General features: G+C 66.4%; 15 protein-coding genes. 10 read left to right on the top strand and 5 right to left on the bottom strand.

Going from position 1 to position 24,498, the window contains the following annotated elements; translation table 11 throughout:
- The first annotated feature begins 43 nt into the window (after positions 1–43).
- The 8 genes from rhmD (at position 44) to ACZ5M6_RS06740 (ending at position 11,760) form a co-directional block, all read left to right on the top strand.
- Positions 44–1,237, top strand: a complete 1,194-nt coding sequence (gene rhmD, locus ACZ5M6_RS06775; protein WP_464159979.1) for an L-rhamnonate dehydratase — start codon at positions 44–46, stop codon at positions 1,235–1,237.
- 19 nt (positions 1,238–1,256) lie between these two features.
- Positions 1,257–2,120 carry a 2,4-didehydro-3-deoxy-L-rhamnonate hydrolase gene (locus ACZ5M6_RS06770; RefSeq protein WP_152949723.1) on the top strand — a complete coding sequence of 288 codons (864 nt, stop codon included), beginning with the start codon at positions 1,257–1,259 and terminating at the stop codon, positions 2,118–2,120.
- A complete protein-coding gene (locus ACZ5M6_RS06765) occupies positions 2,117–2,869 on the top strand; it encodes an SDR family NAD(P)-dependent oxidoreductase (RefSeq protein ID WP_287103795.1) in 753 nt (250 codons plus the stop codon). Before ACZ5M6_RS06770 ends, ACZ5M6_RS06765 begins: the two co-directional genes overlap by 4 nt.
- 9 nt (positions 2,870–2,878) lie before the next feature.
- Positions 2,879–3,781: an amidohydrolase family protein gene (locus ACZ5M6_RS06760; protein ID WP_201464063.1), complete on the top strand. Its 903-nt coding sequence runs from the start codon at positions 2,879–2,881 to the stop codon at positions 3,779–3,781.
- A gap of 62 nt (positions 3,782–3,843) precedes the next feature.
- A complete protein-coding gene (locus ACZ5M6_RS06755; RefSeq protein WP_464159978.1) occupies positions 3,844–5,121 on the top strand; it encodes a sugar MFS transporter in 1,278 nt (425 codons plus the stop codon).
- Complete coding sequence (locus ACZ5M6_RS06750) at positions 5,121–7,400, top strand: hypothetical protein (RefSeq protein ID WP_464159977.1); 2,280 nt, start codon at positions 5,121–5,123, stop codon at positions 7,398–7,400. The genes ACZ5M6_RS06755 and ACZ5M6_RS06750 overlap by 1 nt, the downstream gene beginning before the upstream one ends.
- A gap of 23 nt (positions 7,401–7,423) precedes the next feature.
- The gene (locus ACZ5M6_RS06745) at positions 7,424–8,872 is read left to right on the top strand and encodes an oligogalacturonate lyase family protein (protein ID WP_464159976.1); all 1,449 of its coding nucleotides are present in this window, start codon (positions 7,424–7,426) and stop codon (positions 8,870–8,872) included.
- A 155-nt stretch (positions 8,873–9,027) separates the two neighbouring features.
- Positions 9,028–11,760, top strand: coding sequence for a TonB-dependent receptor (locus tag ACZ5M6_RS06740; protein ID WP_201463798.1), 2,733 nt, complete (start codon positions 9,028–9,030; stop codon positions 11,758–11,760).
- Between the two features lie 99 nt (positions 11,761–11,859).
- Here the strand turns inward: ACZ5M6_RS06740 and ACZ5M6_RS06735 are convergent, their stop codons facing one another.
- Positions 11,860–13,260 carry a glycoside hydrolase family 28 protein gene (locus ACZ5M6_RS06735; protein ID WP_464159975.1) on the bottom strand — a complete coding sequence of 467 codons (1,401 nt, stop codon included), beginning with the start codon at positions 13,258–13,260 and terminating at the stop codon, positions 11,860–11,862.
- A 235-nt stretch (positions 13,261–13,495) separates the two neighbouring features.
- Between ACZ5M6_RS06735 and ACZ5M6_RS06730 the strand changes: the two genes are divergently transcribed.
- Both ACZ5M6_RS06730 and kduI read left to right on the top strand, forming a co-directional pair.
- Entirely contained in the window at positions 13,496–15,814 is a 2,319-nt protein-coding gene (locus tag ACZ5M6_RS06730) for a glycoside hydrolase family 88 protein (protein WP_464159974.1), read from the top strand.
- Between the two features lie 50 nt (positions 15,815–15,864).
- Positions 15,865–16,710, top strand: coding sequence for a 5-dehydro-4-deoxy-D-glucuronate isomerase (kduI, locus tag ACZ5M6_RS06725; RefSeq protein ID WP_464160106.1), 846 nt, complete (start codon positions 15,865–15,867; stop codon positions 16,708–16,710).
- Between the two features lie 96 nt (positions 16,711–16,806).
- Here kduI and ACZ5M6_RS06720 read toward each other — a convergent pair whose 3' ends face one another.
- The 4 genes from ACZ5M6_RS06720 to ACZ5M6_RS06705 all read right to left on the bottom strand — a co-directional run bounded on the left by ACZ5M6_RS06720 (position 16,807) and on the right by ACZ5M6_RS06705 (position 24,487).
- On the bottom strand, positions 16,807–18,777 hold the full coding sequence (locus ACZ5M6_RS06720; RefSeq protein WP_464159973.1) for a glycoside hydrolase family 3 protein: 1,971 nt from the start codon (positions 18,775–18,777) through the stop codon (positions 16,807–16,809).
- 98 nt (positions 18,778–18,875) lie between these two features.
- The gene (locus ACZ5M6_RS06715) at positions 18,876–21,704 is read right to left on the bottom strand and encodes a TonB-dependent receptor (protein ID WP_395942184.1); all 2,829 of its coding nucleotides are present in this window, start codon (positions 21,702–21,704) and stop codon (positions 18,876–18,878) included.
- 198 nt (positions 21,705–21,902) lie between these two features.
- A complete protein-coding gene (locus ACZ5M6_RS06710) occupies positions 21,903–23,195 on the bottom strand; it encodes a glycoside hydrolase family 30 protein (protein ID WP_464159972.1) in 1,293 nt (430 codons plus the stop codon).
- Between the two features lie 209 nt (positions 23,196–23,404).
- On the bottom strand, positions 23,405–24,487 hold the full coding sequence (locus ACZ5M6_RS06705; RefSeq protein ID WP_082382624.1) for a LacI family DNA-binding transcriptional regulator: 1,083 nt from the start codon (positions 24,485–24,487) through the stop codon (positions 23,405–23,407).
- Positions 24,488–24,498 lie beyond the last annotated feature (11 nt).

Genomic DNA, 24,498 nt, shown 5'->3' with positions numbered 1-24,498 from the left:
CCCGAAATATGGGAGCGGATCGCCGCTTTTTGGCGGGTTCTCAATGAGCCGCCTGCCCCGGATCAAGCATGTCCGCGCCTTCGTCGTTAAAAACGACGGGACCGGCGGCGGCGCCGACTATCACGATCAGGGCGACGGCCACTGGATCGACGACCATATCGCCACGCCCATGGCGAAATATCCCGAGTATCGTCAGAGCCGCCGCAGCTTCGGCATCAATGTGCTGGGCACGCTGGTCGTCGAGATCGAGGCCGAGAACGGCGTCGTCGGTTTCGCGGTCACGACCGGGGGCGAACCCGCCGCCTATATCGTCGAAAAACACCTGGCCCGCTTCCTGGAAGGCCGCGATCCGTCCGAGGTCGAGAAGATCTGGGACCAGATGTATTTCTCGACCCAGTATTACGGCCGCAAGGGTCTGGTGGTGAACGCCATCTCGGGCGTCGATCTGGCCGTGTGGGACCTGTTGGGCCGTCTGCGCCAGGAACCGGTCTTCGCCATGCTGGGCGGGGCCGTGCGCGACGAACTGACCTTCTACGCCACCGGCGCCCGGCCCGACAAAGCCAAGGAACTGGGTTTCATCGGCGGCAAGATGCCCCTGCACCACGGCCCTGCCGAGGGCGAGGAGGGCCTCAAGAAGAACCTCGCCGAGCTGGAGGCCATGCGGAACGCCTGCGGCGACGACTTCTGGCTGATGTTCGACTGCTGGATGGCGCTGGACCTGAACTACGCCACCCGCCTGGCCCATGAGGCGCACAAACTGGGTCTGAAGTGGATCGAGGAGGCGCTGAGCCCCGACGACTACTGGGGCTATCAGGCGCTGAAGAAGAACGCCCCCAAGGGGATGCTGGTGACCACCGGCGAACATGAGGCGACCCGCTGGGGCTTCCGCATGCTGCTGGAAATGGAATGCTGCGACATCATCCAGCCGGACGTCGGCTGGTGCGGCGGCGTCACCGAACTGCAGAAGATCTCCGCCCTGGCCGACGCCAAGGGCGTGCTGATGATCCCGCACGGGTCCAGCGTCTATTCCTACCACTTCGTCATCACGCGCCATAACAGCCCCTTCGCCGAGTTCCTGATGATGGCCCCCGGCGCCGACGAAGTCGTGCCCATGTTCCATCCGCAGCTGATCGGCGAACCCGTGCCGGTCAACGGCAGGCTCAAGGTTCCCGACACGCCAGGCTTCGGCGTGGAGCTGAACCGCGACATCGCCCTGCACCGCCCCTACGCCCGCTAGTCGAGAGTCCCCCCGTCTCATGAAACTGCTTCGCTACGGCCCCAGGGGCCAGGAAAAGCCCGGCCTGCTGGATGCGAACGGCCGCATCCGCGACCTGTCCGGCGTGGTCGCCGACATCACGCCCGACCAACTGTGGGGCGAAGGCCTGGCTGCGCTGAAGGCGATAGATCCCGAGCGCCTGCCGCTGGTCGAAGGCCAGCCGCGCTACGGCGTGCCGGTGAACGGCGTGCGCAAATTCATCGCCATCGGGCTGAACTTCGCCGACCATGCCGAGGAATCGAACCTGCCCATTCCGTCTGAGCCGGTCGTCTTCGCCAAGGCGGTGTCCTGCCTTCAGGGACCGAACGACACGGTCGTCATCCCGCGCGGCTCCGAGAAGACCGACTGGGAGGTCGAGCTGGGCATCGTCATCGGCAGGCGGGCCTCCTACGTCGAACAGGCCGACGCCCTGGATCATGTGGCCGGCTATGTGCTGATCAACGACGTGTCCGAGCGCGCCTTCCAGACCGAGCGCGGCGGCACCTGGGACAAGGGCAAGGGGTGCGACACCTTCGGTCCGGTCGGCCCCTGGATCGTCACCCCCGACGAGGTCGGCGACGTCCAGAACCTGGACATGTGGCTGGACCTGAACGGCAAGCGGATGCAGACCGGCAACACCCGGACCATGATCTTCGGCGTCGCCGAGATCGTATCCTACGTCAGCCAGTTCATGACGCTGGAGCCGGGGGATCTGATCACCACCGGCACCCCGCCCGGCGTGGGCCTGGGCCAGAAGCCCGAACCCTTCTACCTCAAGGCCGGCGACGTGATGGAGCTGGGCATCGACAAGCTGGGCAGCCAGCGTCAGGCCGTGGTCGCCTGGTCCAGGGATCTGGTCGCATGAGCGCCTATGAAGGACGTTTTGCGGGCCGGGCCGCCGTCGTGACCGGCGGCGCCTCGGGCCTGGGCAAGGCCGCCGCCGCCCGCATCGTCGCCGAGGGCGGCCGGGTGGTGCTGTGGGATCTGAACGCGGACACGCTTAAGGCCGCCGCGGCTGAGGTCGGCGCCGTGACGACCGTGGCTCTGGACGTGGCCGATCCCGAGGCGGTCGCATCGGCCGCCGAGACCTCGAACGCGGCGCTGGGCGGCCGCATCGACATCCTGGTCGCCTCCGCCGGCGTCACGGGCGCCACCGCGCCGGTGCAAGAGTTTCCGATCGACAGCTGGAAGCGGGTCGTGGACATCAATCTGAACGGCGTCTTCTACTGCTGCCGCGCCGTCGTGCCCTTCATGCTTCGGAACGGCTACGGCCGGATCGTCAACGTCGCCTCGGTCGCGGGCAAGGAAGGCAATCCCAACGCCAGCGCCTATTCGGCGTCAAAGGCGGGGGTGATCGGCTTCACCAAGTCTCTGGGCAAGGAACTGGCCGGCCAGGGCGTCATCGCCAACAGCCTGACCCCCGCCACCTTCGAAAGCCCGATCCTGGAGCAACTGCCCCAGAGCCAGGTCGACTATATGCGCTCCAAAATCCCCATGGGGCGCCTGGGCGAAGTCGAGGAGAGCGCCGCCATGGTCTGCTTCATGGCCTCCGAAGAGTGCAGCTTCACCACCGCCTCGACGTTCGATACGTCTGGCGGGCGCACGACCTACTGAGTGTACGCGGTGGGCTCGGATCTCCGCATCGTCGATTCCCACGTCCATCTGTGGGACCTGTCACGGGCGCGCTACGGCTGGCTTCAGGACGATCCCCTGCCGAACAATCCAGCCGGGGACATGTCGTCCATCGCCAACGCGAACTATCTGCTGGACGACTATCTGGCCGATACGGCCGGCTGGCGTGTGGAAAAGATCGTTCACGTCGAGGCCGGCCAGCCGGTAGGCCGGCAACTGGCCGAAACAGACTGGCTACAATCGCTCGCCGATGACACCGGTTATCCACACGCGATCGTCGCCGGCGCCGACATGCTTGACCCACACCTGGACGCCCTGCTGGAGGCTCACGCCGCCCGCGCGAACGTACGCGGCGTGCGCCAGATCGTCTGCTGGCACGAGGATCCGCTGAAAACCTATACCGACCGAGACCTGTTGCGAGATCCGCAGTGGGTGGCAGGCTTCGCGAAACTGGCGCGGCACGGCCTGTCGTTCGACCTCCAGCTCTATCCGTCGCAGATGGCGACCGCCGCCATCATCGCCGCGCGTCACCCCGACATTTCGATGATCGTCAATCACGCCGGACTGCCGACCGACCGCGACGCGGCGGGAATGGAGCGCTGGAAGCGGGGTCTGCGCCTGCTGGCCGCCCAACCCCAGGTCTCGATCAAGATTTCCGGCCTCGGCATCACCGACCGCGCCTGGACCCCCGACAGCATTCGCCCCGTCGTCCTGGAGTGTATCGACGCCTTCGGGACCGAGCGGGCCATGTTCGCCTCCGACTTCCCGGTCGAGCGGGTCCACGGAACCTTCGACGCCTTCTATTCCGCCTTCGACGCGATCACGGCCGACTTCTCGGCCGAAGAGCGCGACCGCCTGTTCGCCGCCAACGCCGAGGCGATCTACCGCATCTGACACCCACCCGCCGAGGCCGCGAAAAGACGGCCAGGCCCGCGAGAAACACCAGGAGAGCCCCAATGGTCATCGAGACCGACGCCGCCCACACCCCCGGAGGTCTGGCCCAGCCCTCAGTTTCGGGGCCTGCCGGTTCCTTGAAGGGCCCGCTGGCCTTCGCCATCGCCTGCTTCCTGATCTGGGGCCTGGCCTATGGCCTGCTGGACGTGCTGAACAAGCATTTCCAGGAGACGCTCAGCATCAGCCAGGCCGACAGCGCCTGGCTGCAGATCGCCTATTTCGGGGCCTATCTGCTGCTGTCGATTCCGGCGGGCATGCTGCTGCACGCCCGGGGCTACAAGTTCGGCATCGTGTCGGGCCTGGCCGTCACCGCGATCGGCGCCCTGCTGTTCATCCCGGCGGCGGGCGCAGGGGCCTTCCTGCCCTTCGTCGGCTCCATGTTCGTTCTGGCCGCCGGCCTGTGCATTCTGGAAACCAGCGCCGACACCTACGTCAACGTCCTGGGCGATCCGGCCAAGGCGTCTCAGCGCCTGAACCTGGCCCAATCGTTTAACGCCCTGGGCGTCTTCTTCGGGCCGCTGATCGGCGGCGCCGTCTTCTTCAGCCCGACGACGACCCAGGCCCTGGGCGGGGCGACCCGCTCGATCCAGATCGTCTACGGCCTGATCGCCGTCGGGGTGATCATGTTCGCCCTGGCCGTCTGGCGCGCCCGCCTGCCGGAGACCGGCCTGTCGGACCATGGCGCAGCCGAGGGCGACGTTCCCGCCCTGCCCCTGTCGAAACAGCCGCACTTCGTCGCCGGCGTGATCACCCAGGCCCTCTATATCGGCGCCCAGGTCGGCATCGGCGCCTATTTCATCAATCTGGTGACCCACAACTGGCAGGGCCTGACGTCGCAACAGGGCGCCTTCATGCTGTCCCTGGCCGCGATCGGCTATCTGGTCGGCCGCTTCTTCGCCACCGCCCTGCTGCTGAAGATGAGGCCGCGCGCCCTGCTGACGGCCTATGGCCTGATCAATGTCGTCCTGACCCTGGTCGTGGCGGCCGGGATCAATATCGTCTCGCCGGTCGCCCTGATCGCCGTCTTCTTCTTCATGTCGACCATGTTCGCGACCATCTTCGCATTGGGCACGACCGGGCTGGGCGCCGCCACCAAGCGCGCCTCGTCCCTGATGGTCATGGCGATCGGCGGCGGCGTGCTGCTGCCGTGGCCGATGGGCAGGATCGCCGACCTCTACGGCGCCAACGTCGCCTTCCTGATGCCTGCGGTCTGTTTCGCGGTCGTCGCCTGGTACGGATGGAAGGGCGCGGGCTTGGGGCTGAAGGCGGAGGCGAAGTAATGGGTTTCCGCACCGCCCTTCTCGCCTTCACCCTGCTGGCCGGCCCCACCGCAGCCTGCGCCCAGACGGTCGCGCCCGTCGCCGTCGCGCCCGTCGCGCCGATCGACCGACACGCCCTGGTCACGCGCCATAATGTGACGCTGACCTCGATAGACCCTCATGCGCCGATCATGCTGGGCAATGGGAACCTGGGCTTCACCGCCGACATCACGGGGTTGCAGACCTTCCCGGAACAGTATTCGGAACTGTCCCCCCTGCTGACCATGGCGCAGTGGGCCTGGCACAGCTTTCCCAATCCGAACGGCTATACCGAACAGGACGGCCTGATCGACGTGCCCGTTCCGGGACGGGGGGACCAACCCTATGCCTGGATGAAGTCGTGGGCGGTGGCCGAGACCCAGCCCGCCTACACCTGGCTGCGGGCCAATCCGCATCGGTTCTCTCTCAGTCGCATCGGCCTGACCTTCGCCGACGACAGGCCGCTGGACTTCGCCAAGGTCGCTCACACCCGCCAGACGCTGGACCTGTGGTCCGGGGCCCTGACCAGCCGCTTCACCTATGACGGCCAGCCGGTCGAGGTCGTCACCCGCGTCCACCCGAGCCTGGACATGGTGATGGTCGAGATCGTCTCCCCCTTGGTCTCCACGCGAGGCCTGGGCGTCCAGGTCCGCTATCCAAGCGTCGCCCCCGCCATCAATCCCGATCCGACGTCGTTTGACGCCTCGGGAGCCCAAAGCCTGACCGTCGTCGCCCAAGACGCGGGCGACGTCCGCATTCGCCGCACCCTGGACGACACCCGCTATTATTCGGGCATCACCGCTTCCGGTGAGATCGAGCAAACCGGCGCCGACGCCTTTCGAGCGATCGCCGCCGGTCGCGACCGGCTGACCGTCATGGTCCGCTTCGATCGGCAGGAGCGAGCGCCCGCGACACCGGCCTACAGCGCCGGCGTCCAGGCGACGGCCGCCCACTGGAACGGTTTCTGGACCCAGGGCGGCGCCGTGGATTTCAGCGGTTCCACCGATCCCCGCGCATCCGAGTTGGAGCGCCGCGTGGTCCTGTCGCAATACCTCTCGGCCCTGAACGGCGCCGGCGAACTGCCGCCCCAGGAAGAGGGCCTGTTCTCCAACAGCTGGTACGGCAAGTTCCACTTGGAAATGCACCCCTGGCACGCCGGCTGGCAGGCCATGTGGGGGCATGCCGACATGCTGGAGCGGAGTCTGCCCTGGTATGTCGGCCATCTGGACCAGGCCCGCGCCGAGGCCGCCCGCCACCGGGTCAAGGGCGCCTGGTGGCCCAAGATGGTCGGACCCGAGGGCCGCAACAGCCCCAGCCTCGTCTCGCCCTTCATCATGTGGCAGCAGCCGCATCCGATCCTGCTGGCCGAGCTGGTGTGGCGATCTGAGAGGGATCCCGCCGTACTGGATCGATACGGCGAGTTGGTCGAGGCCACCGCCGACCTCTTGGCCTCCTGGCCCATCGAACGCGACGGCCGGCTGAACCTGGGACCGCCGATGATTCCGGCGCAGGAAAACTATGATCCCCTGACCACGGTGAACCCCGCCTTCGAGGTCGAGTATTTCCGTTGGGGGCTGGAAACCGCGCAGTCCTGGCGCGAACGCAAGGGCCAGGCCCGTCGCGCCGACTGGGATCAGGCCCTGGCCGAGATGGCGCCGCCGCCGATCAAGGACGGCCTCTATCTGCCGGTCGAAAACGTGCCGGACTTCTGGGAGACCGCCATGTCCGACGCCTGCCGCAGACACGCTGCGGCGGCTCAATGCAAGAACCGCGATCACCCCTCCTTCCTGATGGCGTACGGCTTCATCCCAGGCGCTCGCATCGACCCGGCCGCCATGCGCCGCACCTTCGAAGCGGTGGAGCGGAACTGGGACGTGCGCCAGACCTGGGGATGGGACTTCCCCATGATGGCCATGACCGCCGCCCGCCTCGGTGAACCCGACAAGGCCGTGGACTGGCTGTTCGCGGACCTGAAGAACAATCAGTGGGGCGTCACCGGCATGACGCCGCGCGTCCATCTGGACGAGCACGCCGACGAGCTGGTGCCCGTCTCGGCGGGAGCCGGGGGAGTCCAGATGGCGGTCAATCCCGACGGCCCCGGCTATCGTCGCGCGGCGGAAGCCTACTTCCCGTCCAACGGCTCCTTACTCATGGCTGTCGGCCTGATGGCCGCCGGATGGGACGGGTCCAGCGGCCACGCGCCCGGCTTCCCCAAGGAGGGCTGGACCGTGCGGGTCGAAGGCCTGACGCCTGCCCCCTGAACCCGAAAGACAGGATCGCCCCCATGACGACCTCCAGACGCTCCGCCCTGAAGGCCCTGTTGGCCGCCCCCGCCGCCGGCGTGCTTGCCGGCCAGGCCCAGGCCGCGACGACCCAGGCAGGGCCGCCCCAGGCCGGGCCGGCCGGCGCGCCGGTCTTCCCAGCGCCCAACACCGCCCCGCCCATCCATCAGGCCAGCGAGGCGCCGCCGCCCTGGCCGACCTGGGAGGGGCCGGTTCCGACCGACTGGATCGACCCCAAGACCGGCCATCGCATTGTGCGCCTGTCGGGAGACGAGGGCGGGAGCAAGCTCTACTTCTACCGCAACAGCTTCACGCCCCAGGGTGATGTTCTGCTCTTCTCCTCGCCCCAGGGCATCATCAAGGTCGAGCTCGACAACGGCTTTCGACGCTCTGTGCTGGTGGCCGACCCGGACGCGGACCTGATGGTCACGGGCCGCAGGACGCGGACCGCCTACTATACTGTCTCTGATGCCGGCGAAGGCCAGCCCACCGATCGGCCGCGCACCCTGTTCGCCGTCGATATCGACACGGGCCGCACCCGACGTCTGGCCCGGATCGAACAGGGCCAGTTCAGTTCGATCAACGCCGACGAGACCCTGGCGGTCGGGACGGTGGCCTATGGCGACGCGCCGCTCCAGCCCGACGCCGCCGATCCGCGCAATCGTCGCGCAGGACAGGCCGAGTACGCCGCCGTCGGCCCCGACGGCCGCCCGCTGAACTTCGCCAAGGCCAAGGGCGTGCGGATGCTTCAGCGGTGGGCCGCGCGCGTGCCGATGGAGTTGTTCGTCATTGATCTGCGCACCGGTGAACGCCGCGTCGTCCATGCGGCCAGAGACTGGCTGAACCATCCGCAGTTCTCGCCCACAGACCCTGAGCGCATCATCTTCTCGCACGAAGGGCCCTGGCACCGCGTCGATCGCATGTGGACGATCAAGACGAACGGCACGGACCTGCGCAAACTGCACCAGCGGACGATGAATTTCGAAATCTTCGGCCACGAGTGGTTCAGTCCTGACGGACGCCAGGTCCTGTACGATCTGCAGACGCCGCGGGGTCAGGTCTTCTGGGTGGCGTCCGTGGACCTTCAAACCGGAAAGCGCGTCTATCGCCGCCTGGAGCAGAACAGCTGGTCGGTGCACTTCAACAGCTCGCCCGACGGGAGCTTCTTCGCCGGCGACGGCGGCGACGCGGACATGGTCGCCCATGCGCCGGACGGCAAATGGCTGGTGCTTCTGCGCCCGGAACCGGTGGTCGATCATGACCCAGAAAGCGATCAGGACGACCTGATCTCGGTCGAATATCTGCGGACCGAGCGGCTGGTGGACATGGGCCGCCACGACTATCGGCTGGAGCCCAACGTCACCTTCACGCCGGACGGACGGTGGGTGCTGTTCGTCTCCAACATGCACGGTCGCAATCACGTCTATGCGGCCTCTGTCGCCCGAAACTGACAGGGCGCAAACGAGCCTTGCCCGGCTAAATCCGCCACGTATTGCAAAATACGAGAAGCTGTTGCACAAAACGGTACGTTGCGCGTCCGATCATGTGCGACGCCATACCAAGAAATGACACCGGTGCCACAGACGCCGGATGGGGAGAGAACAGGATGCAACGGATCAACCTCCGCAATTCGTGCGCCGTCGGCGTATCCCTGGCGGCGCTGTCTTTGGCGCTGCCGGCCGTCGCGCAAACGGCGCCGCAGGAGCCCGTGCCGACAGGGGTCGCCGATCAGCCAGCAGCCCAGGTCGAGGACATTGTCGTCACCGGCTTCCGCTCCAGCCTTCAGCAGGCGCTGAACATCAAGCGCAGCGAGGCCGGCGCCGTGGACGCCATCCTGGCCGAGGACATCGCCGATTTTCCGGATCAAAACCTGGCCGAAGCCATCCAGCGGCTGCCCGGCGTGACCATCGACCGGGTCAACGGCCAGGGCACGACCATTTCGGTCCGGGGCCTGAGCTCGGACTTCACCCGCACCCGCATCAACGGCCTGGAAGCCCAGGCGGCGTCCGGCGGCAGTCGCAACCGCAGCTTCGACTTCTCCATGTTCGCCTCGGAGCTGTTCAACAGCATCAAGGTCCGCAAGACTCAGTCGGCTGAGATCGAAGAGGGCTCCCTGGGCGCCACGGTCGATCTGCAAACCGGCCGGCCGATGGATTTCGGCGGCAGCGGCCTCAACTCGGCCCTGTCGGTCCAGGGCTCCTATAACGACCTGTCCGAAAAGACGGTGCCGCGCCTGGCCGGTCTGTTGAGTTGGACCAATGAAGACCGCACCTTCGGCGCCCTGATCTCAGCCGCCTATTCCGAGCGGTCGCCGATCCTGGAAAGCTTCAACACCACCCGCTGGCAGCAGGGCGACGCGAGCCGGCCCTACGGCGTGGGTCAGAACCTCGGCGGCTGCATCCCTTGCACCACGGCGGCCCAACGCACCGAGGTGCTGAACGCCTTTTATCCGCGCATTCCGCGCTACACCTTCGGCAACACCCAGGAGGACCGCCTGGGCGTGACCGCCGCCCTTCAATGGCGGCCCAGCGCCCGCACCGAGGTGGCGCTGGACCTTTTGTGGTCGCGCCTGAACTCCGAACTCGAAAGCCCGAACCTGGAGGCCTGGTCTTTCAGCCGCGCGGCGGTGAACAGCGTCGTCGTGCGCGACTATGCGATCGACGCCTCCAAGAACGCCTTCTCCTACGGCGTGTTCGACAATGTCCTGGTGCGGTCGGAAAACGGCTTCACGCGAAATGAAAGCACCTTCGCCCAGGCCTCGCTGAACGTCCGCCACGACTTCACCGACCGGTTCCGCGGCAATCTGAAGCTGGGCGCCAACAAGTCGGAGGCCCGCACCCCGCTGAACGTCGCCTACGCCTTCGAGCAGTCGGATGTGGACGGCTACACCATCGACTTCCGGGGCGACGACCGTCTGCCGCTGATCAACTACGGCTTCGACACCACCTCGGGCGAAGACTTCACCCTGATCCAGGCGACCCGCAGCACCAGCGGCGGCGACTTCGACAACCAGGTCGCGGCCGGCGCGCTGGAATACGACTGGTCCGACGCGGTCACCTTCAAATTCGGGGGCGAATACCGCACCTATGGTTTCAGCAACTTCGGTGTTTCGCGGGCCAACACCGCGACCGTCGGCGCGGACCGTCTGACCGGGGTCGACTCCATCGGCAAGATCGTCAGCATCGACGGCAAGATCGGCGTGCCGGCGGGTTCCAGCCTCAACTTCATCGTGCCTGACATCGGCAAGATCGCCGACTTCCTGAGCGTCTATGACGACCCATTGACCCCCAACCGCAGCGAGCGGGAAGTGGACGAAACCGATCAGGGCGTCTTCGTTCAGACCGACTTCAACACCCAGCTGGGCGCCGTGACGGTGCGGGGCAACGTCGGGGTCCGCTATGCCCGGACCGAGGTCGAATCCAAGGGCTGGCAGACCATCACCACCCCGGCCGGTCCGACCTATGAATACGTCACCGCCAACAATGACTATGACGACGTTCTGCCGTCGTTCAACCTGGCGATCGAGCCGCGCGAAGACTTGGTGATCCGGCTGGGCGCGGCCAAGGTGATGTCGCGGCCTTCGCTGGGCGATCTGACCCCCGGCGGCGGCGTTTCGCCCACCACCCGCACCGTCTCCTACGGCAATCCGCTGCTCGATCCATTCCGCGCGACCAACTACGACATGTCGGTCGAGTGGTACTTCCAGAACGAGGGCCTGCTGGCCGCCGCCGTCTTCTACAAGGACATCGACAGCTTCATCACCTCGGTGACGGAATCGATCGTGTGGAGCGACCTGGGCCTGCCGGACGAACTGCTGCAGGGGGCGGCGCGCCCGACGGACGTCTTCCAGGTCACGCGCAAGCTGAACGGCCAGGGCGGCACGCTGCACGGGCTGGAGATTCAGTATCAGCAGCCTTTCACCTTCCTGCCTGGCTTCTGGTCGAATTTCGGTTTCATCGGCAACTTCACCTATGTGGACTCCGAGGTCGACTACGGCGCCGCCGGCAAGAACCGCCTCACGGGCCAGTCCAAGAATACGGTCAACGCCACCCTCTATTACGAGAAGGGCCCCTTCCAGGCGCGCACCTCGGCCGCCTATCGCAGCAGCTATCTGATGTCCTTCCCAGGCAGCAACGGCAACTCCGAGGAGGGCATGAACGACACGGTCTATCTGGACGCCTCGATGTCCTACGACATCACGCCCAACCTGACCTTCTCCCTGGAAGGGATCAACCTGACCGACGAATACAACGATCGCTATGTCGATGTGGCGGACCGCGTGTCCGACTACCGTCACACCGGCCGAGAGATCGCCGTGGGATTGCGCTGGAAGTACTGACCTTCCCTCTCTGACCTCTTCAGCGCAATTGACTGGGCCCGGAGCGCAATGCTCCGGGCCCGCTTTTTTGTCGCCTGGCCTGGCCGTGGGAGGCTGGGTTCAGGCCCTGTCACGCAGACCCGTGACGCGCACCGAATCCGTCACACGCGGCGCCTTGCCGTCTAGGGTGTCGATGTTGCAGTCGACGAAGCGCCAGCCCTGGGCGTTGGCGATGGTCCCGGCGTCGTGGACGTCCCAGTCCAGGCGCTCGAACAGGAAGTCCTTCAGCGGCGCCTCGGGATAGGCGGCGGCCTCGAATCCAACCTTGCCCCCCGCGGCCTTGATGTCGGACAGGCGGACGTCGTGGATGCGCGGCACGCCTCGGTCGCGGGGCACCGGCGTCGCCAGCGCCCGCCAATAGTCCGGGACGTCCGCGACGCCCGGCGGAATCCGGGCGTAGCTGTAGTTGGGGTACCAGTTCAGGTTCACCCGGAACAGGGTGCGCACGTCCTGCAGATGGATGTCGCGCAGGCGAATATTGGAGATGACGCCGCCGCGCGTGTGGCCCGATTTGAAGAAGATCCCCAGCGGCACCGGATATTCGATCCTGAGGCCCGAGACCTCGATGTCCTCGAACCCGCCGGAGGTTTCGCTGCCGAAGGTCATGCCGGCCAAGGCGTCGCGCACGACACAGTCCTTCACCCGCACCTGACGGCAGGGCCGGGCCACGCGCAGCCCGTCCCAGTCGCGCCCGGCCTTGATGCACAGGGCGTCGTCATTGACGGCGATGTCGCACCGCTCGACCAGCACGCGTTCCGAGGAATCGATATCCACCCCGTCGGTGGACGGGCCGCGCCCGCCGATGTTGTTGCGGATGATCAGGTCCGAAACGGTGACGTCGCGCGAATAGCAGACGTGGACGGTCCAGAAGCCCGACCGCGCCAGATTGAGGCCCGAGACCTCCGCCTGATCCGCCTCATAAAGATGGATCAGACGCGGGCGGCGGCAGTCATAATCGGCGGCCCAGCGCAGATCGCGCGGATCATAGTCGCGCCGCAACGCCCAATAGCTGTCCCAAAAGACCTGGCCGTCGCCGTCCACCAGCCCCTCGCCGGTGATCTTCGCATTCTGCTGACGATAGATGTTGAGCAGCGCGGCCGGCCAATCCATCTCGATCCCCGCCACGCGGGTCCGGATCATCGGATAGGCGGCGATGTCCTTGAGGCCCCGGATCGTCGCCCCTCGCCCGATCATCAGGGTCACGCCCGACTTTACGAACAGCGAACCCGACAGGTAGAGGCCGGGCCTGATCACCACCGTGCCGCCGCCCTCGGCCGCCGCAGCGTCGATGGCCGCCTGGATCGGGCGCGTATTGATCGTCTGGCCGTCTCCGACGGCGCCGAAGTCCGCTGCATCATGAATTTTTCCGCCTTGCGCTCGGGCGACGGCGGGCAGAAGGGCGGGCGCCGCCGAGGTCAGAGCGCCGGTCAGGCCGAGGTGAAGCAGGGATCGACGATTCATGGCGGGCCTTTTCGCACTGTGCAAAGGGAGGAGCCGGGCGCGGCCATTTGACCGCAGAAAGCCGCTTCCCATATTCTGCTCTTTCGTCTCACGATAGCGGACGGTATGGTCCTGGCAAGCCGAAGCGGCGCGTGCGGCCGTGCGCCGCACAGGAAAGACACCGGTTACCACGCGCGCCGGCGCAAACGACAACGAAGAGAGAGCGACGCCTTCACGCGCCGCCGGAGGAAAGCCAATGCCCCTGCCCTCGCGCACCCGTCTGGCGCTGACGACCGCCCTGACCACCGGCCTGACCACCGCCCTCGTCCTCACCGGCCCGGCCCTGGCCCAGACGGCGTCCCAAACCCCGCCCCCGACCCCGGCCGCGTCTGAGGCCATCGCCTCGAGCGCAGCCGCACTGCCGCCCGGCGTCGAGGCGGACTGGCTGAGCCCGCGGCCCCGGCCGACCCTCTATACGGAAGCCGCCGGCCTGCCCTCCCGCCGCGATACGATGGCGGCGGTGGACTATGTCGCCTCGTCCCAGATCGCCGCCATGGCCGCCGAGCCGATCGCTCTGTCGACCGGCAGCAATCTGACGCAGATGTCGTCCAACTGGGTGGCTGCGACCTTCTATGTGGGGGCGGCGCGCCTGGCGCGGGTGACGGAAGATCCGAAGACGCTGCGGTTCCTCAGCGCCGTCGCCGACCACTATAACTACAGCCTGCGGGGGGGCCGGTCCGGCAAGACCCTGCTGAACGCCGACGACATCGCCATCGGCGATCTGTACGAAGAGCTTTACGCGCGACGCGGCGAGGAAGGCGTTCTGATGCCTCTGCGTCAGAGGCTGGACTGGCAGGTTCCCCATCTGGCGCGGGCGGAGGAGACGCCCGCCCTCGTTTGGTGGTGGGCCGACGCCCTCTATATGGCGCCGCCGGTTCTGGCGCGCATGTCGGCCATCACAGGCGACCCCAAATATCTGAACGCCGCCGACAAGGAGTGGCGGCGCACGGCCGATCGGCTTTGGGTCCCAGAGGAGCGCCTGTTCCTGCGCGACGAACGATTCAAGGACCAGGACCACCGCGACGCCGACGGCGACCGCATCTATTGGTCGCGGGCCAACGGCTGGGTCATGGGCGGGTTGGCGCGCTGGCTGGAATCGGTCCCGGCCGACCTGCCGAGCCGCCCCTTCTACGTCGATCTGTTTCAGACGATGGCGGGACGGATCGCCGAGCTGCAGCAAGACGACGGGCTTTGGCGCGCCAGCCTTCTGGACCCGGGGGCCTATCCGGAGGCTGAAACCTCCGGCTCGGTCTTCTACGTCTACGCCCTGGCCTGGGGCGTCAATCACGGCCTGCTGGACCGAGAGGCCTATCTGCCCCACGTGCTGAAGGGCTGGGCCGCACTGAACCGTCATGTCCTGCCCAGCGGCCTGTTGGGCGCCGCCCAGAAGACAGGGGACCAGCCGGTCTCGACGGCGGCGGACGACACCGGCCTCTACGCCACCGGAACCTACATCCTGGCAGGGCTGGAGATCGCTGATCTGAACGGACCGGCTCAATCCCTGCCCGAGCCGGAGCCCGCGCGGGACACCGCTGAGGTGATCGCCGCCACCACGCCGGCGCCGCCCGCTCCGGTCACCGTGAGGGGACCGGAAGAGACCCGCCGCCGCGAGGCCGAGATGCGGGCCACCGCCGCCCTGTCCTATGATCCCGCCGTACTGGGCCGCCCCTCGACGATCGCGCCGCTCACCCCGCCGCCGGCGGATCTGCAGACGCCGCGCGCCGTCGCACGCTTCGCGCCCGATCGGCTGGACGATCTGTTGTGGGAGAACGACCGGGTCGCCCATCGCATCTATGGACCGGCCCTGGAGGAGCGTGAACCGCCGTCCGGGTCTGGCATCGACGTCTGGGCCAAGCGGGTCCGCTATCCCTTCATGGACCGTCAGCTGAAGTTCCCGAACTACCACGTCGATCGGGGTGAAGGGCTGGACTATTATGACGTCGGCCGCGGCCGCGGCGCAGGAGGCCTGGGCGTCTGGTACGACAACAAGCTGTGGACCAGCCGCAACTTCTCCACCCACGCCATCACCCGCACCGGCGGCGATGAGGCCCGGTTCAGCGTGACCTACCGCCCCTGGCCGGTCGATGTGGTCCGCAACGTCTGGGAGACACGGGAGTTCAGCCTGCCGCTGGGGTCGAACTTCACCCGGATGACCTCGACGCTGAGCTCGAACTCCGACGCCCCGCTGATCGTCGGCATCGGCATCTCAAAGCGACGGAACGCCAACGGCGCCGGCTTCGTCACCCGCGACGCCGCAAACGGACGGATCATGTTCTGGGAGCCGGAAGATCCCGAGCACGGCAGCCTGGGCATAGCCGTCGTCGCCGACCCGTCCATGGTCGAAGGCTTCGCCGAGGATGCGGACAACTATCTGATGCTGGTGCGGGTCACGCCGGGCCGGCCCTTCGTCTATTATATGGGCTCGGCCTGGTCCCGCGGCCTCGACTTCCCCGACCGCCGGTCATGGGAGGCCTTCGTCGCCGACCAGGCCTTCGACTTCCGTCCGGCGCCCTGAACGCGGCAAATCCCACCCCCGAACCGAGGCAGAGCGACATGTACGACAAGATGTACGACAAGGTTTATCAGGCCACTCATCCGGACATGGTGGACGGCGCCACCAATGAGCAGCTGCGCGACCGCTATCTGGTGTCCGGCCTGTTCCAGCCCGGCCGGATCAGCCTCAACTATTCGCATCATGAGCGGCTGATCATCGGCGGCGCCGTTCCGACCGACGCGCCGCTGGCCCTGCCCCGCCACTCAGAGCCGGCCTCCCTGGCCGGCAAGCCGTTCCTGCACGCCCGGGAACTGGGCGTCGTCAACATCGGGGGCGCAGGCTCGGCGATCATCGACGGCGAGACCGTGCGACTGGGCTTCCGTGACGGCCTCTATGTACCGATGGGCGCGGCCGAGGTGATCCTCGGCTCCGACGACGCGGCTGATCCGGCGCGGTTCTATCTGGTCTCAACCCCCGCCCACGCCCGCTACGACCTGGTCAGGATCCCCATCGAGGCGGCGACGCCGCTGGAGATGGGCGCGCTGGAGACCTCCAACGAACGCACGATCTACCAGTATATCGTGCCGGGCAAGGTCAAGTCGTGCCAACTGCTGCTCGGCGTTACGGTGCTGAAGACCGGTTCGGTGTGGAACACCATGCCGCCCCATCTGCATGACCGCCGATCGGAGGCCTATCTCTATTTCGGCCTGAGCGAAACAGACCGAGTGTTCCACTTCATGGGCCAGCCCGACAAGACGCGCCACATCATCGTCCAGGACGGCGAAGCGGTGATCAGCCCGCCGTGGTCCATCCACATGGGCGCAGGCACCTCCAACTACACCTTCATCTGGGGCATGGGCGGCGAGAACCTGGACTATGCCGATATGGACAAGCTGGATCTCTGCCAGCTGAAGTAGCCGCCTGGTTGGCGTCTCCGCAGGCGGCCCTGCGACCTTGTTCGGCTGACGCGCCATTGAGGCCCCGCCGCAGGTCGCAGGCTTACTGGGCGGCGATCATCCGATGGGGTCGCAGACGTTAGGCGTCGGCGGCAGGGGCAGAGGGTTCATGTGGGACGGACGCGCATAGCTGAGGCCATAGCCGCGGGCGAACTGCACCACTTCGCCCTCATGCTCCCCGGTGCTGCAAGCCGACCCCGGCCAAGCGAAGGACAGACGACCGGTGAAGTCATAGGCCCCGCCGGACAGGACGTCGGCCAGCCCCGCCCCCTCCGTGCCGGGCAGGAAGGCGGCGACGAAGGCGTCAGACAGGTTGATCAGGTCGTTCACATAGGCGGGACGGCCCGAATAGAGCACCGACACCACTGGAACCCCCTTGCCCGAGACGGCGTGCAACAGGGCCAGGTCGTTCGGGCGGCGATGGCTGTACTGGACGGGCGCGGGGAAGCGGACGTCGCCGTGGTACTCGGCATAGGGGGTCTCGCCCAGGACGACCACCACCTTGGCGAACCGGGTCACGTCTACCCCGACCGCGTCGCGGGAATAGACGATATTCTCGGCGCCGAACTGGGCCGTCAGGGCCTGCAACAGGGTGGCGCCGGTGGCGAAGTCGGCATTTGTGTTTTCTGTCCCCTGCCAGGTCAGGGACCAGCCGCCGGTCTGGTTGGACAGGCTGTCGGCGCTGTCGCCCACGACCAGGATCTTCTCGCCCGGGACCAGAGGCAGGGCGGACTCGTTATTCTTCAGAAGGACGACCGACTTGCGCACCGCCTCGCGCGCCAGGTCTGCGGCGGCGACGGCCTCCGCCCGGCCGTTGTAGCGGCTTTCCGACGGGGCGTGCTCGAACAGGCCCGACCGCATCTTGACCCGCAGGATCCGCGTCACGGCGTCGTCGATGCGCGACATTGGAATGCGCCCAGCCTCCACATCGGCGATGGTGTTCTGGATGAAGGCCTTCCAGTCTTCGGGGACCATGACCATGTCGATGCCGGCGTTGATGGCCTGGGCGCACTCGGCCTTGGCGCAGCCGGGCACCTGTTCGATCCCGTTCCAGTCAGACACCACCAGGCCGTCGAAGCCCAGCCGGTCCTTCAGCACATCGGTCAGCATCTCGCGGCTGCCGTGCATCTTGCCGTAGTCGTGGCCGGCGGCGACGTCATTCCAACTGCTGTAGGAGGCCATGACCGTCTGCACGCCCGCCTCTATGGCCGAATAATAGCCGGCGGCGTGGCGATTGATCATTTCCGCGCGGGTGGCGCGGGTCTCGCCCTGGTCCTGACCGTTATAGGTGCCGCCGTCGCCCATATAGTGTTTGGCCGTGGCGACCACGTCGCCGTCGCCGGTCAGGTCGCCCTGAAGCCCGCGGACCAGGGCCTCGCCATATTCGGCGACCTGCTGAGGATCGCTGGAATAGCTCTCATAGGTGCGGCCCCAACGGCGGTTCTCGCCGACCGCCAGGGTGGGGGCGAAGACCCAGGTGATGCCGGTGGCGCGCACCTGGCGCGCGGTGGCGCGGCCGATCCGCTCGATCAGATCGGAGTCGTGGGCGGCGCCCAGGCCGATATTGTGGGGGAAAAGCGTGGCGCCGGAGACGTTGTTGTGGCCGTGCACCGCGTCCGTACCCCAGATAAGCGGGATCTTCACCGCCATGTCGGTGGCGAGGGCGGCGTCGTGATAGCGGTCCGACAGGGCCGCCCATTCGGCGACGGTCGCGTGCTTGTTCATGGCGGGCCAGGCGCCGCCGCCGTTCAGCACCGAGCCGATGTAATACTGGGTCACCTCTTCGGGCGAGATGTAGCGGACGTCCGGCTGGGTCATCTGACCGATCTTCTGCGCCAGGGTCATGCTCGCCACGATCCGGGCGATCCGCGCCTCCATGGCGGCGTCGGGCGCACGGGCCGGCGTCAGAGTCGGCCAGTCCGTGAAACTTTGCGCGGCGGCGCTCTGATCGGCGACGGCGCTCATCGGCGCAAGGGCGCATCCGGCCAGCAACAGCAGGGATAGAAGCTTGGTCTTGCGAAGGGTCATGCGCCGTTTCTCGATGCTACAGAGGCCGAATGAGCGAATAGAGAGGGCGGGACGGCCAAGCCGCCCCGCCCAGGATCCAGGGCCGTGGGAGGGGCGCCCTAGAACCGGTAGTTGACGCCGAACAGGAACTGGCGACCGTACTCCTCGTAGGTCTCAGGCAGGGCCCCGCCGTCTGCTGTCGTCGTGCCGCCGCTGTCCAGACCCAGGCGGGTCCGATAGGGCGAGTTGGTCAGGTTGTTGACCTGGAACAGGACGCCCAGTCCCTCCAGAGGGCCTTCCTCGAAGGTGTAGCCGATCTGGGCGTCGATCTGCTCGTCGTCCAGGATTTCGGTGTAGCCGCGCGTCGCGAACAGCTGCACCACCTCGCCCTTGAAGGCTTCGCGGAACCGCTTGCTGATCCGCGCCTGGAAGCCGCCGCGTTCGTAGTAGGCGGTGACGTTGTAGACCGTGCCGGACAGGCCGGGGATGCGAACCGTCTGTCCATCCGGAGCCGGATTCAGATCCGACTCCGTGAAGGAGATGCTGCCCAACAAGCCCAGTCCATCCAGCGGCGCCCACACCGTACCGAAGTTCAAGGCGCCGCTGACCTCAAGCCCCTGAACCGTTCCACCATTGCCGTTGGCCGGCAGGCTGATCTGTCCGATCGGGCTGATGTTCACACCCGCCGGAATAGAGGACGCCGTCGACGGCAGGGGTATGCCGGTGAAGTCGAAGGTGCCGTTCTGGACATAGATGTAGGTCTCCAGATCCTTGTAGAATCCGGCGATCGACAGATAGGTGGTGGCGTCGACGTACCATTCATAGGCTAGGTCGAAGGCGTTCGCTCGCCAGGGCTCCAGGTTCGGATTGCCGCCCGAGGCGGACCAGGGATTGACGGTCGAACCCGGCGGACAGGTCTGGCCCGTGCAGACCAGGGCGTTGAAGCCCGGCGTCACATTGGCCCGCATCTCGTCCATGCGCGGCCGCGCCATGGTGCGTGACGCAGCGAAACGGAGACGATGCCCGCCGCCCAGATCATAGATCAGGTTCAGGCTCGGCAGGATGTCCAGATAGTCCGCCCCCTTGGTGACGGAAATCGGCGTGATCGGCGCGCCGGGCTCGGTGCCGTTGATCACGACGCCGGTCGATTCCTGGTTCTGGACGACGGCCTGCATGCCGACATTGCCGCTCCAGCGACCACCCATGAAGTCCAGCTTCACGAAGGCCGTGGTGACCTGTTCTTCGATATCCCAGTTCTTGTCGAAATAGTTGGCGTCGAGGATCGGCGCGCGATCGTAGTACACGTCAAGCGCACGGCTCAGATCGACGGCCAGGACATTGCCGAAACCGGCCCAGTCCAGCGACACCGGCGTTTCCAGATACTGAGCGTCAACATAGACCTGCTGCCGGCCATTCTTCAGGAACAGGTCATAATCATCGACCCTCTTGGACTTCTCGCGCTTGGCGTAGTTTACGCCGGCCGTGAAGGTGTTGAAGAAGCCCTCCATGTCGCGCTCGATCTTCAGATCGGCGGACTGGATGGTCTCCTCGACGTCGGGGAAGCGAATGGCTCCGTCGTGGCCCCAGCCGCCCCAAGGCGCCCGGTCACCCAGCGACACCTGCGAGGCGTCCGCATAGTCCAGACCTTCGGCATAGGTCGGATAGCCGTCGTCGTTCACCGTGAAGTCAATGACGTCCAGGGTGCGGCCGACGTTCGGCGTCGATGGCGTCACGCCGCCCGTCCCCCGTCCATAGCCGGCGTAGGTTTCCAGAATGGTCTCGCGGCGACGATTGTTCGAATAGGACAGGTCGGCGACGAGGCGGGTCCGGTCGTTCAGCTCGTACTGGGTGTTGAAGCCGACCGAGAAAATCTCGTCTTCGCGGGTGTTGCGGTCGTTGCGGATGATGGGAACGGCGTTGTGGATCGTGCCGCTGCGGCCGAACGACGAGCCGCCGCGATCCTCGGTCACGACCCCCGTAAAATAGGCGTCGTCAGCCCAGGCGTTCGAAAACCACTGCGCGCCCCGCGTGGTCTCTTCCTGCTCGAATTTCGAATAGTAGAGATCGAGGATCGAATGGACCCGCTCGTTCGGACGCCATTCGACAATGCCGATGACCGCGTCGCGCTGATTCAGGCGTGACGTCGAGAAGATTTCCTGTCCGTTCAGCAGCAGGGCCGTGTCGGCGCTGTCCGGTTGGACGGAATCGACAGTGCAGGTCGATCCGGGCGCGCTGGGTTCGCAGACCCCGCCGAACGACTCATAACCATAGGCCTTGTAGTGTTTGTTCTGCGACGGGGAATCCAGGTGGGCGTATCCGAGCGCAATGCCAAGCGTCCCGTCCGCCAGCTGGTCGATATAGCTGACCGAGAAACGTCCGCCATAGTTGCGGATATCATCGTTGAGGGCGTCGCCTTCGGTCATCTCGCCGCGAAGGTTGACCGCCACGGCGCGGTCGCCGAACGTCAATGGCCGCACGGTCCGCAGATCCGCCGTGCCGGACAGCCCCATGCCCGAGACCTCGGCGTCCGGCGTCTTATAGATGACGACGCCGGACAGCAGTTCGGACGGGTATTGGTCGAATTCCACCGCCCGGTTGTCGCCCGAACTGGCCTGTTGACGCCCGTTCAGCAGGGTGGTGGTGAAATCCGGCGCCAGGCCCCGAATCGAAATCACCTGGGCGCGGCCGTTGACGCGCTGAGCCGCCAACCCAGGCAGACGGGCGATGGATTCCGCGATGGAGACATCGGGCAGCTTGCCGATATCCTCCGCCGAGACCGCTTCGACGATCGAAGTTTCCCGCCGTTTGATGGAAATCGAATCCGCCAGTCCTCGCCGAAGACCGGTGACGACGATCTCCTCGACCTCCGTCGGAGCGGCGTCGGCGCCCGACGGCGGCGTCTGGGTTTGGGCGACGGCGACCGTCGGCAGGACGGAAGCCAGCGCCAAGGCCGAAGCCGTGACGCGGAGGCGACGGCGACCCTGGTTTGAACGAATGGAACTGCCCCCAGCGAATGCGCTGCGCATTTGATCTCCCCTCACGTTTCCTCGGCGCAGCGCCCCTTGGGCCTGCGTCCTTCTTTGTTGGCGCTCATTGGAAGCGCTTCCAACACGCTACCACCTTTTGCATTTTTGACAAGATAGGCCTTAGCGCGGGCTGCTCCATACGTAGGTGGCGGCGCTGGAGGCCGGCAGGAGGACCTGGGCCCGCCGGCCCGCTTCGCCGACATCGAAGCGCGCCTGAACGTCCGCCGGATTCAGGACCACCAGCACCCGTCGCCCATCCGGATTGACGAAACCGACCGCCTCAAGCCCCTCCGGTTTCGCCACCGCCACGCGCCTGGCGCCTTGGCGTACAAATCGGCTGGCGTGCCCAAAGGCGTAGTATTCTTGGTTCTTCTGAACGGCGCCGGTTCGGCTGTCGATCGTCACCACGCCGCGGCAGTCACTGCATCCGCCCGCGTGCGGACCATGGTTTTCGTCCAGGGCGATGTTCCACATCAGAACGCCGCGCGCATGGTTTTCCACTGCGCCGATGATCAGGCTCTTCATGGTCCAGACGAAGCTGTCCTTGAAGGCGGGGGCCCACTCGCCGCCGGAGCATTCCGTGAAGAAGACGTCCTTGTCGGGATAGGCGTCGAACACTTTCGACTGGGCCGAGACGTCGCCTGCATAGCAATGCCAGGCGACGCCGGAGACATAGGCCCGGGCCTCAGGGTCGGCCAATACGCCCAAGGGCTGCTCCGGCTTGTCCCAGTTGTGATCCCAGTCGAGGATCTTCGTCTCCACCCCCGACCGCTCCAGTCGGGGTCCCAAGTCCCGCCCGATGAACGTCGCGCGCCCCTGTGGTCCCCACCGCATGCCGGGATAGGAGTCGGGCTCGAAGTCAGGCTCGTTCTGAATGCTGATATAGTGGGTCGGCACGCCCTCTGCCGCAGCCTCTGCAATATAGCGCGTCAGATACTCGGCATAGGTCGAATAGTATTGGGGCTTCAACTCTCCCTGGATCAAGGAGCCCGTCGTCTTCATCCAGCCCGGCGCGCTCCACGGCGTGGCCATGATCTTGAGCTGAGGATTGATCGCCAGGGCCTGGCGAACCGTGGGGAACACCTCCGCAGCCATGGGGGCGACCGAAAACCCCGCCAGCGAGGGATCGGCTTGATCTGCGAGGCTGTAGTGGCTCCGCGAAAAGTCGGACGCGCCGATCGTCACGCGCGTGAAGTCGAACCCCAGCCCGCCGTCCGCCCGGCCGAACAGGTCGCGCATCAGGGCGTCGCGTTGAGCGGGCGTCATCCGGCTCTGGATAAGATACGCCGACGCATCCGTTATGGCGGCGCCGAAGCCGACCATGGTTTGAAGCGGCGTCTGCGGGTCAAGAAGCACCGCCTGGCCCGTCGCCTGAACAGCCGCCCGCCTCATCATCAGCGGTTCGTGTTGCATGAGGCGGGACTGGTCCCCGGTCGTGATCCAGCCGCCATCCGGCGCCGAGGCGCATCCTGCCGCGCCTGAAGCAGCCAAAAACAAGCCGCAAATCGCGGCCGTGTGAGCTTTCATGCCTTCCTCCCTGCAGACGTCTGACGCGCCTGTCGATTTATTGGAAGCGCTTCCATAATGACGGTGCGGCTGCGCGCGTCAAGGCCTCCTGCCTTCTATCCCGCCCAGCTTCCCACCGACTCCCGCGCGACCACGGCGTGCGGCAGGGTGCGGAAGGTCCAATCGCCGGCGTCTCTTCCTGCGATCCGACCCGAGAGCAGCCGGACCGCCTCTCCGCCCATCTCCTTCAGCGGTTGGTGCACCGTCGTGAGCGGCGGCCAGACGATGCCCGAGACGGGCGTGTCGTCAAAGCCGGAAATCGACAGATCACCCGGCACCTGAAGGCCGCGCGCATGGGCCACCGACAGGGCGCCTGCGGCCATATCGTCATTGGCGCAGATCAGAGCGGTGGGGCGAGGGCTGAGCGAAAGGAGGCGCGAAGCGATTAGCCCGCCCGATCGAAAGGTGAAGTCGCCCGGCTCCACCACCAAGGCCGCCTCATCCAGCCCCGCTTCTCGCATCGCGCGCCTTACGCCGTCCAAACGGCTCTTGGCGGACAGATGGCCCGGTATCCCACTGAGATAAGCGAGCCGTCGATGCCCCAGATCGATCAGATGGCGGGCGATGTCACGTCCTCCCGCCTCGTCGTCGATGCCGACGGCGTCGATCAGCCCCCGTCCGTCGCCGCCGGGCGACACGGCGGCTAGATGAACGCCTCTGGTCCTGAGTTGCCGGATCAGATCGACGTTGTCGCAAAAGGGCGGCGTCAAGATCACCCCCTGGCACCTCTGACTGGTCGCGATCTCCAACAACTGCTGGACCGCCGCAGGATCGTCCTGCGGCACGTGGCGGGTGATCAGTTGAAAGCCCGCCAGCAGGCATTCCCGTATCGCGCCAAGCTCCAGCGCAGAGGCGTAGAAGGAGTTGGGCTCCGCATCCAGGTCCGAGGCCAGGATCAGGGCCAGAACGCCGCTGGCGCCGCCGGCCAGCGACCGCGCCTGAGGATTGACGCGGTAATCCAGGGCCTTCACCGCCTCCAGCACCTTGCGTCGCACCGGATCGCGAACATTCGGGCCGCCGTTGAGAACGCGCGACACCGTGGTCCGCGCAACGCCCGACAGCCGCGCCACATCATCGATTGTGGGCTTCTTGGGCGCCCGCCCATGCTCCGGTGTCCGCATCCTGTCTGGATGGCTCATGGCGGCGCTGA

The organism is Brevundimonas sp. Br13 (genome assembly GCF_055391505.1).
Note: the sequence above shows the minus strand (reverse complement) of the source record. Positions and strands in the feature narration are given on the sequence as shown.

Bases quoted from the DNA above. Each gene is read 5' to 3' on its own strand.
- ACZ5M6_RS06720 (WP_464159973.1), bottom strand. From the start codon at position 18,777: ATGACCCTTCGCAAGACCAAGCTTCTATCCCTGCTGTTGCTGGCCGGA.
- ACZ5M6_RS06755 (WP_464159978.1), top strand. From the start codon at position 3,844: ATGGTCATCGAGACCGACGCCGCCCACACCCCCGGAGGTCTGGCCCAG.
- ACZ5M6_RS06750 (WP_464159977.1), top strand. From the start codon at position 5,121: ATGGGTTTCCGCACCGCCCTTCTCGCCTTCACCCTGCTGGCCGGCCCC.
- ACZ5M6_RS06705 (WP_082382624.1), bottom strand. From the start codon at position 24,487: ATGAGCCATCCAGACAGGATGCGGACACCGGAGCATGGGCGGGCGCCC.
- ACZ5M6_RS06740 (WP_201463798.1), top strand. From the start codon at position 9,028: ATGCAACGGATCAACCTCCGCAATTCGTGCGCCGTCGGCGTATCCCTG.
- ACZ5M6_RS06710 (WP_464159972.1), bottom strand. From the start codon at position 23,195: ATGCAACACGAACCGCTGATGATGAGGCGGGCGGCTGTTCAGGCGACG.
- ACZ5M6_RS06735 (WP_464159975.1), bottom strand. From the start codon at position 13,260: ATGAATCGTCGATCCCTGCTTCACCTCGGCCTGACCGGCGCTCTGACC.
- ACZ5M6_RS06765 (WP_287103795.1), top strand. From the start codon at position 2,117: ATGAGCGCCTATGAAGGACGTTTTGCGGGCCGGGCCGCCGTCGTGACC.
- rhmD (WP_464159979.1), top strand. From the start codon at position 44: ATGAGCCGCCTGCCCCGGATCAAGCATGTCCGCGCCTTCGTCGTTAAA.
- ACZ5M6_RS06745 (WP_464159976.1), top strand. From the start codon at position 7,424: ATGACGACCTCCAGACGCTCCGCCCTGAAGGCCCTGTTGGCCGCCCCC.
- ACZ5M6_RS06730 (WP_464159974.1), top strand. From the start codon at position 13,496: ATGCCCCTGCCCTCGCGCACCCGTCTGGCGCTGACGACCGCCCTGACC.
- kduI (WP_464160106.1), top strand. From the start codon at position 15,865: ATGTACGACAAGGTTTATCAGGCCACTCATCCGGACATGGTGGACGGC.
- ACZ5M6_RS06770 (WP_152949723.1), top strand. From the start codon at position 1,257: ATGAAACTGCTTCGCTACGGCCCCAGGGGCCAGGAAAAGCCCGGCCTG.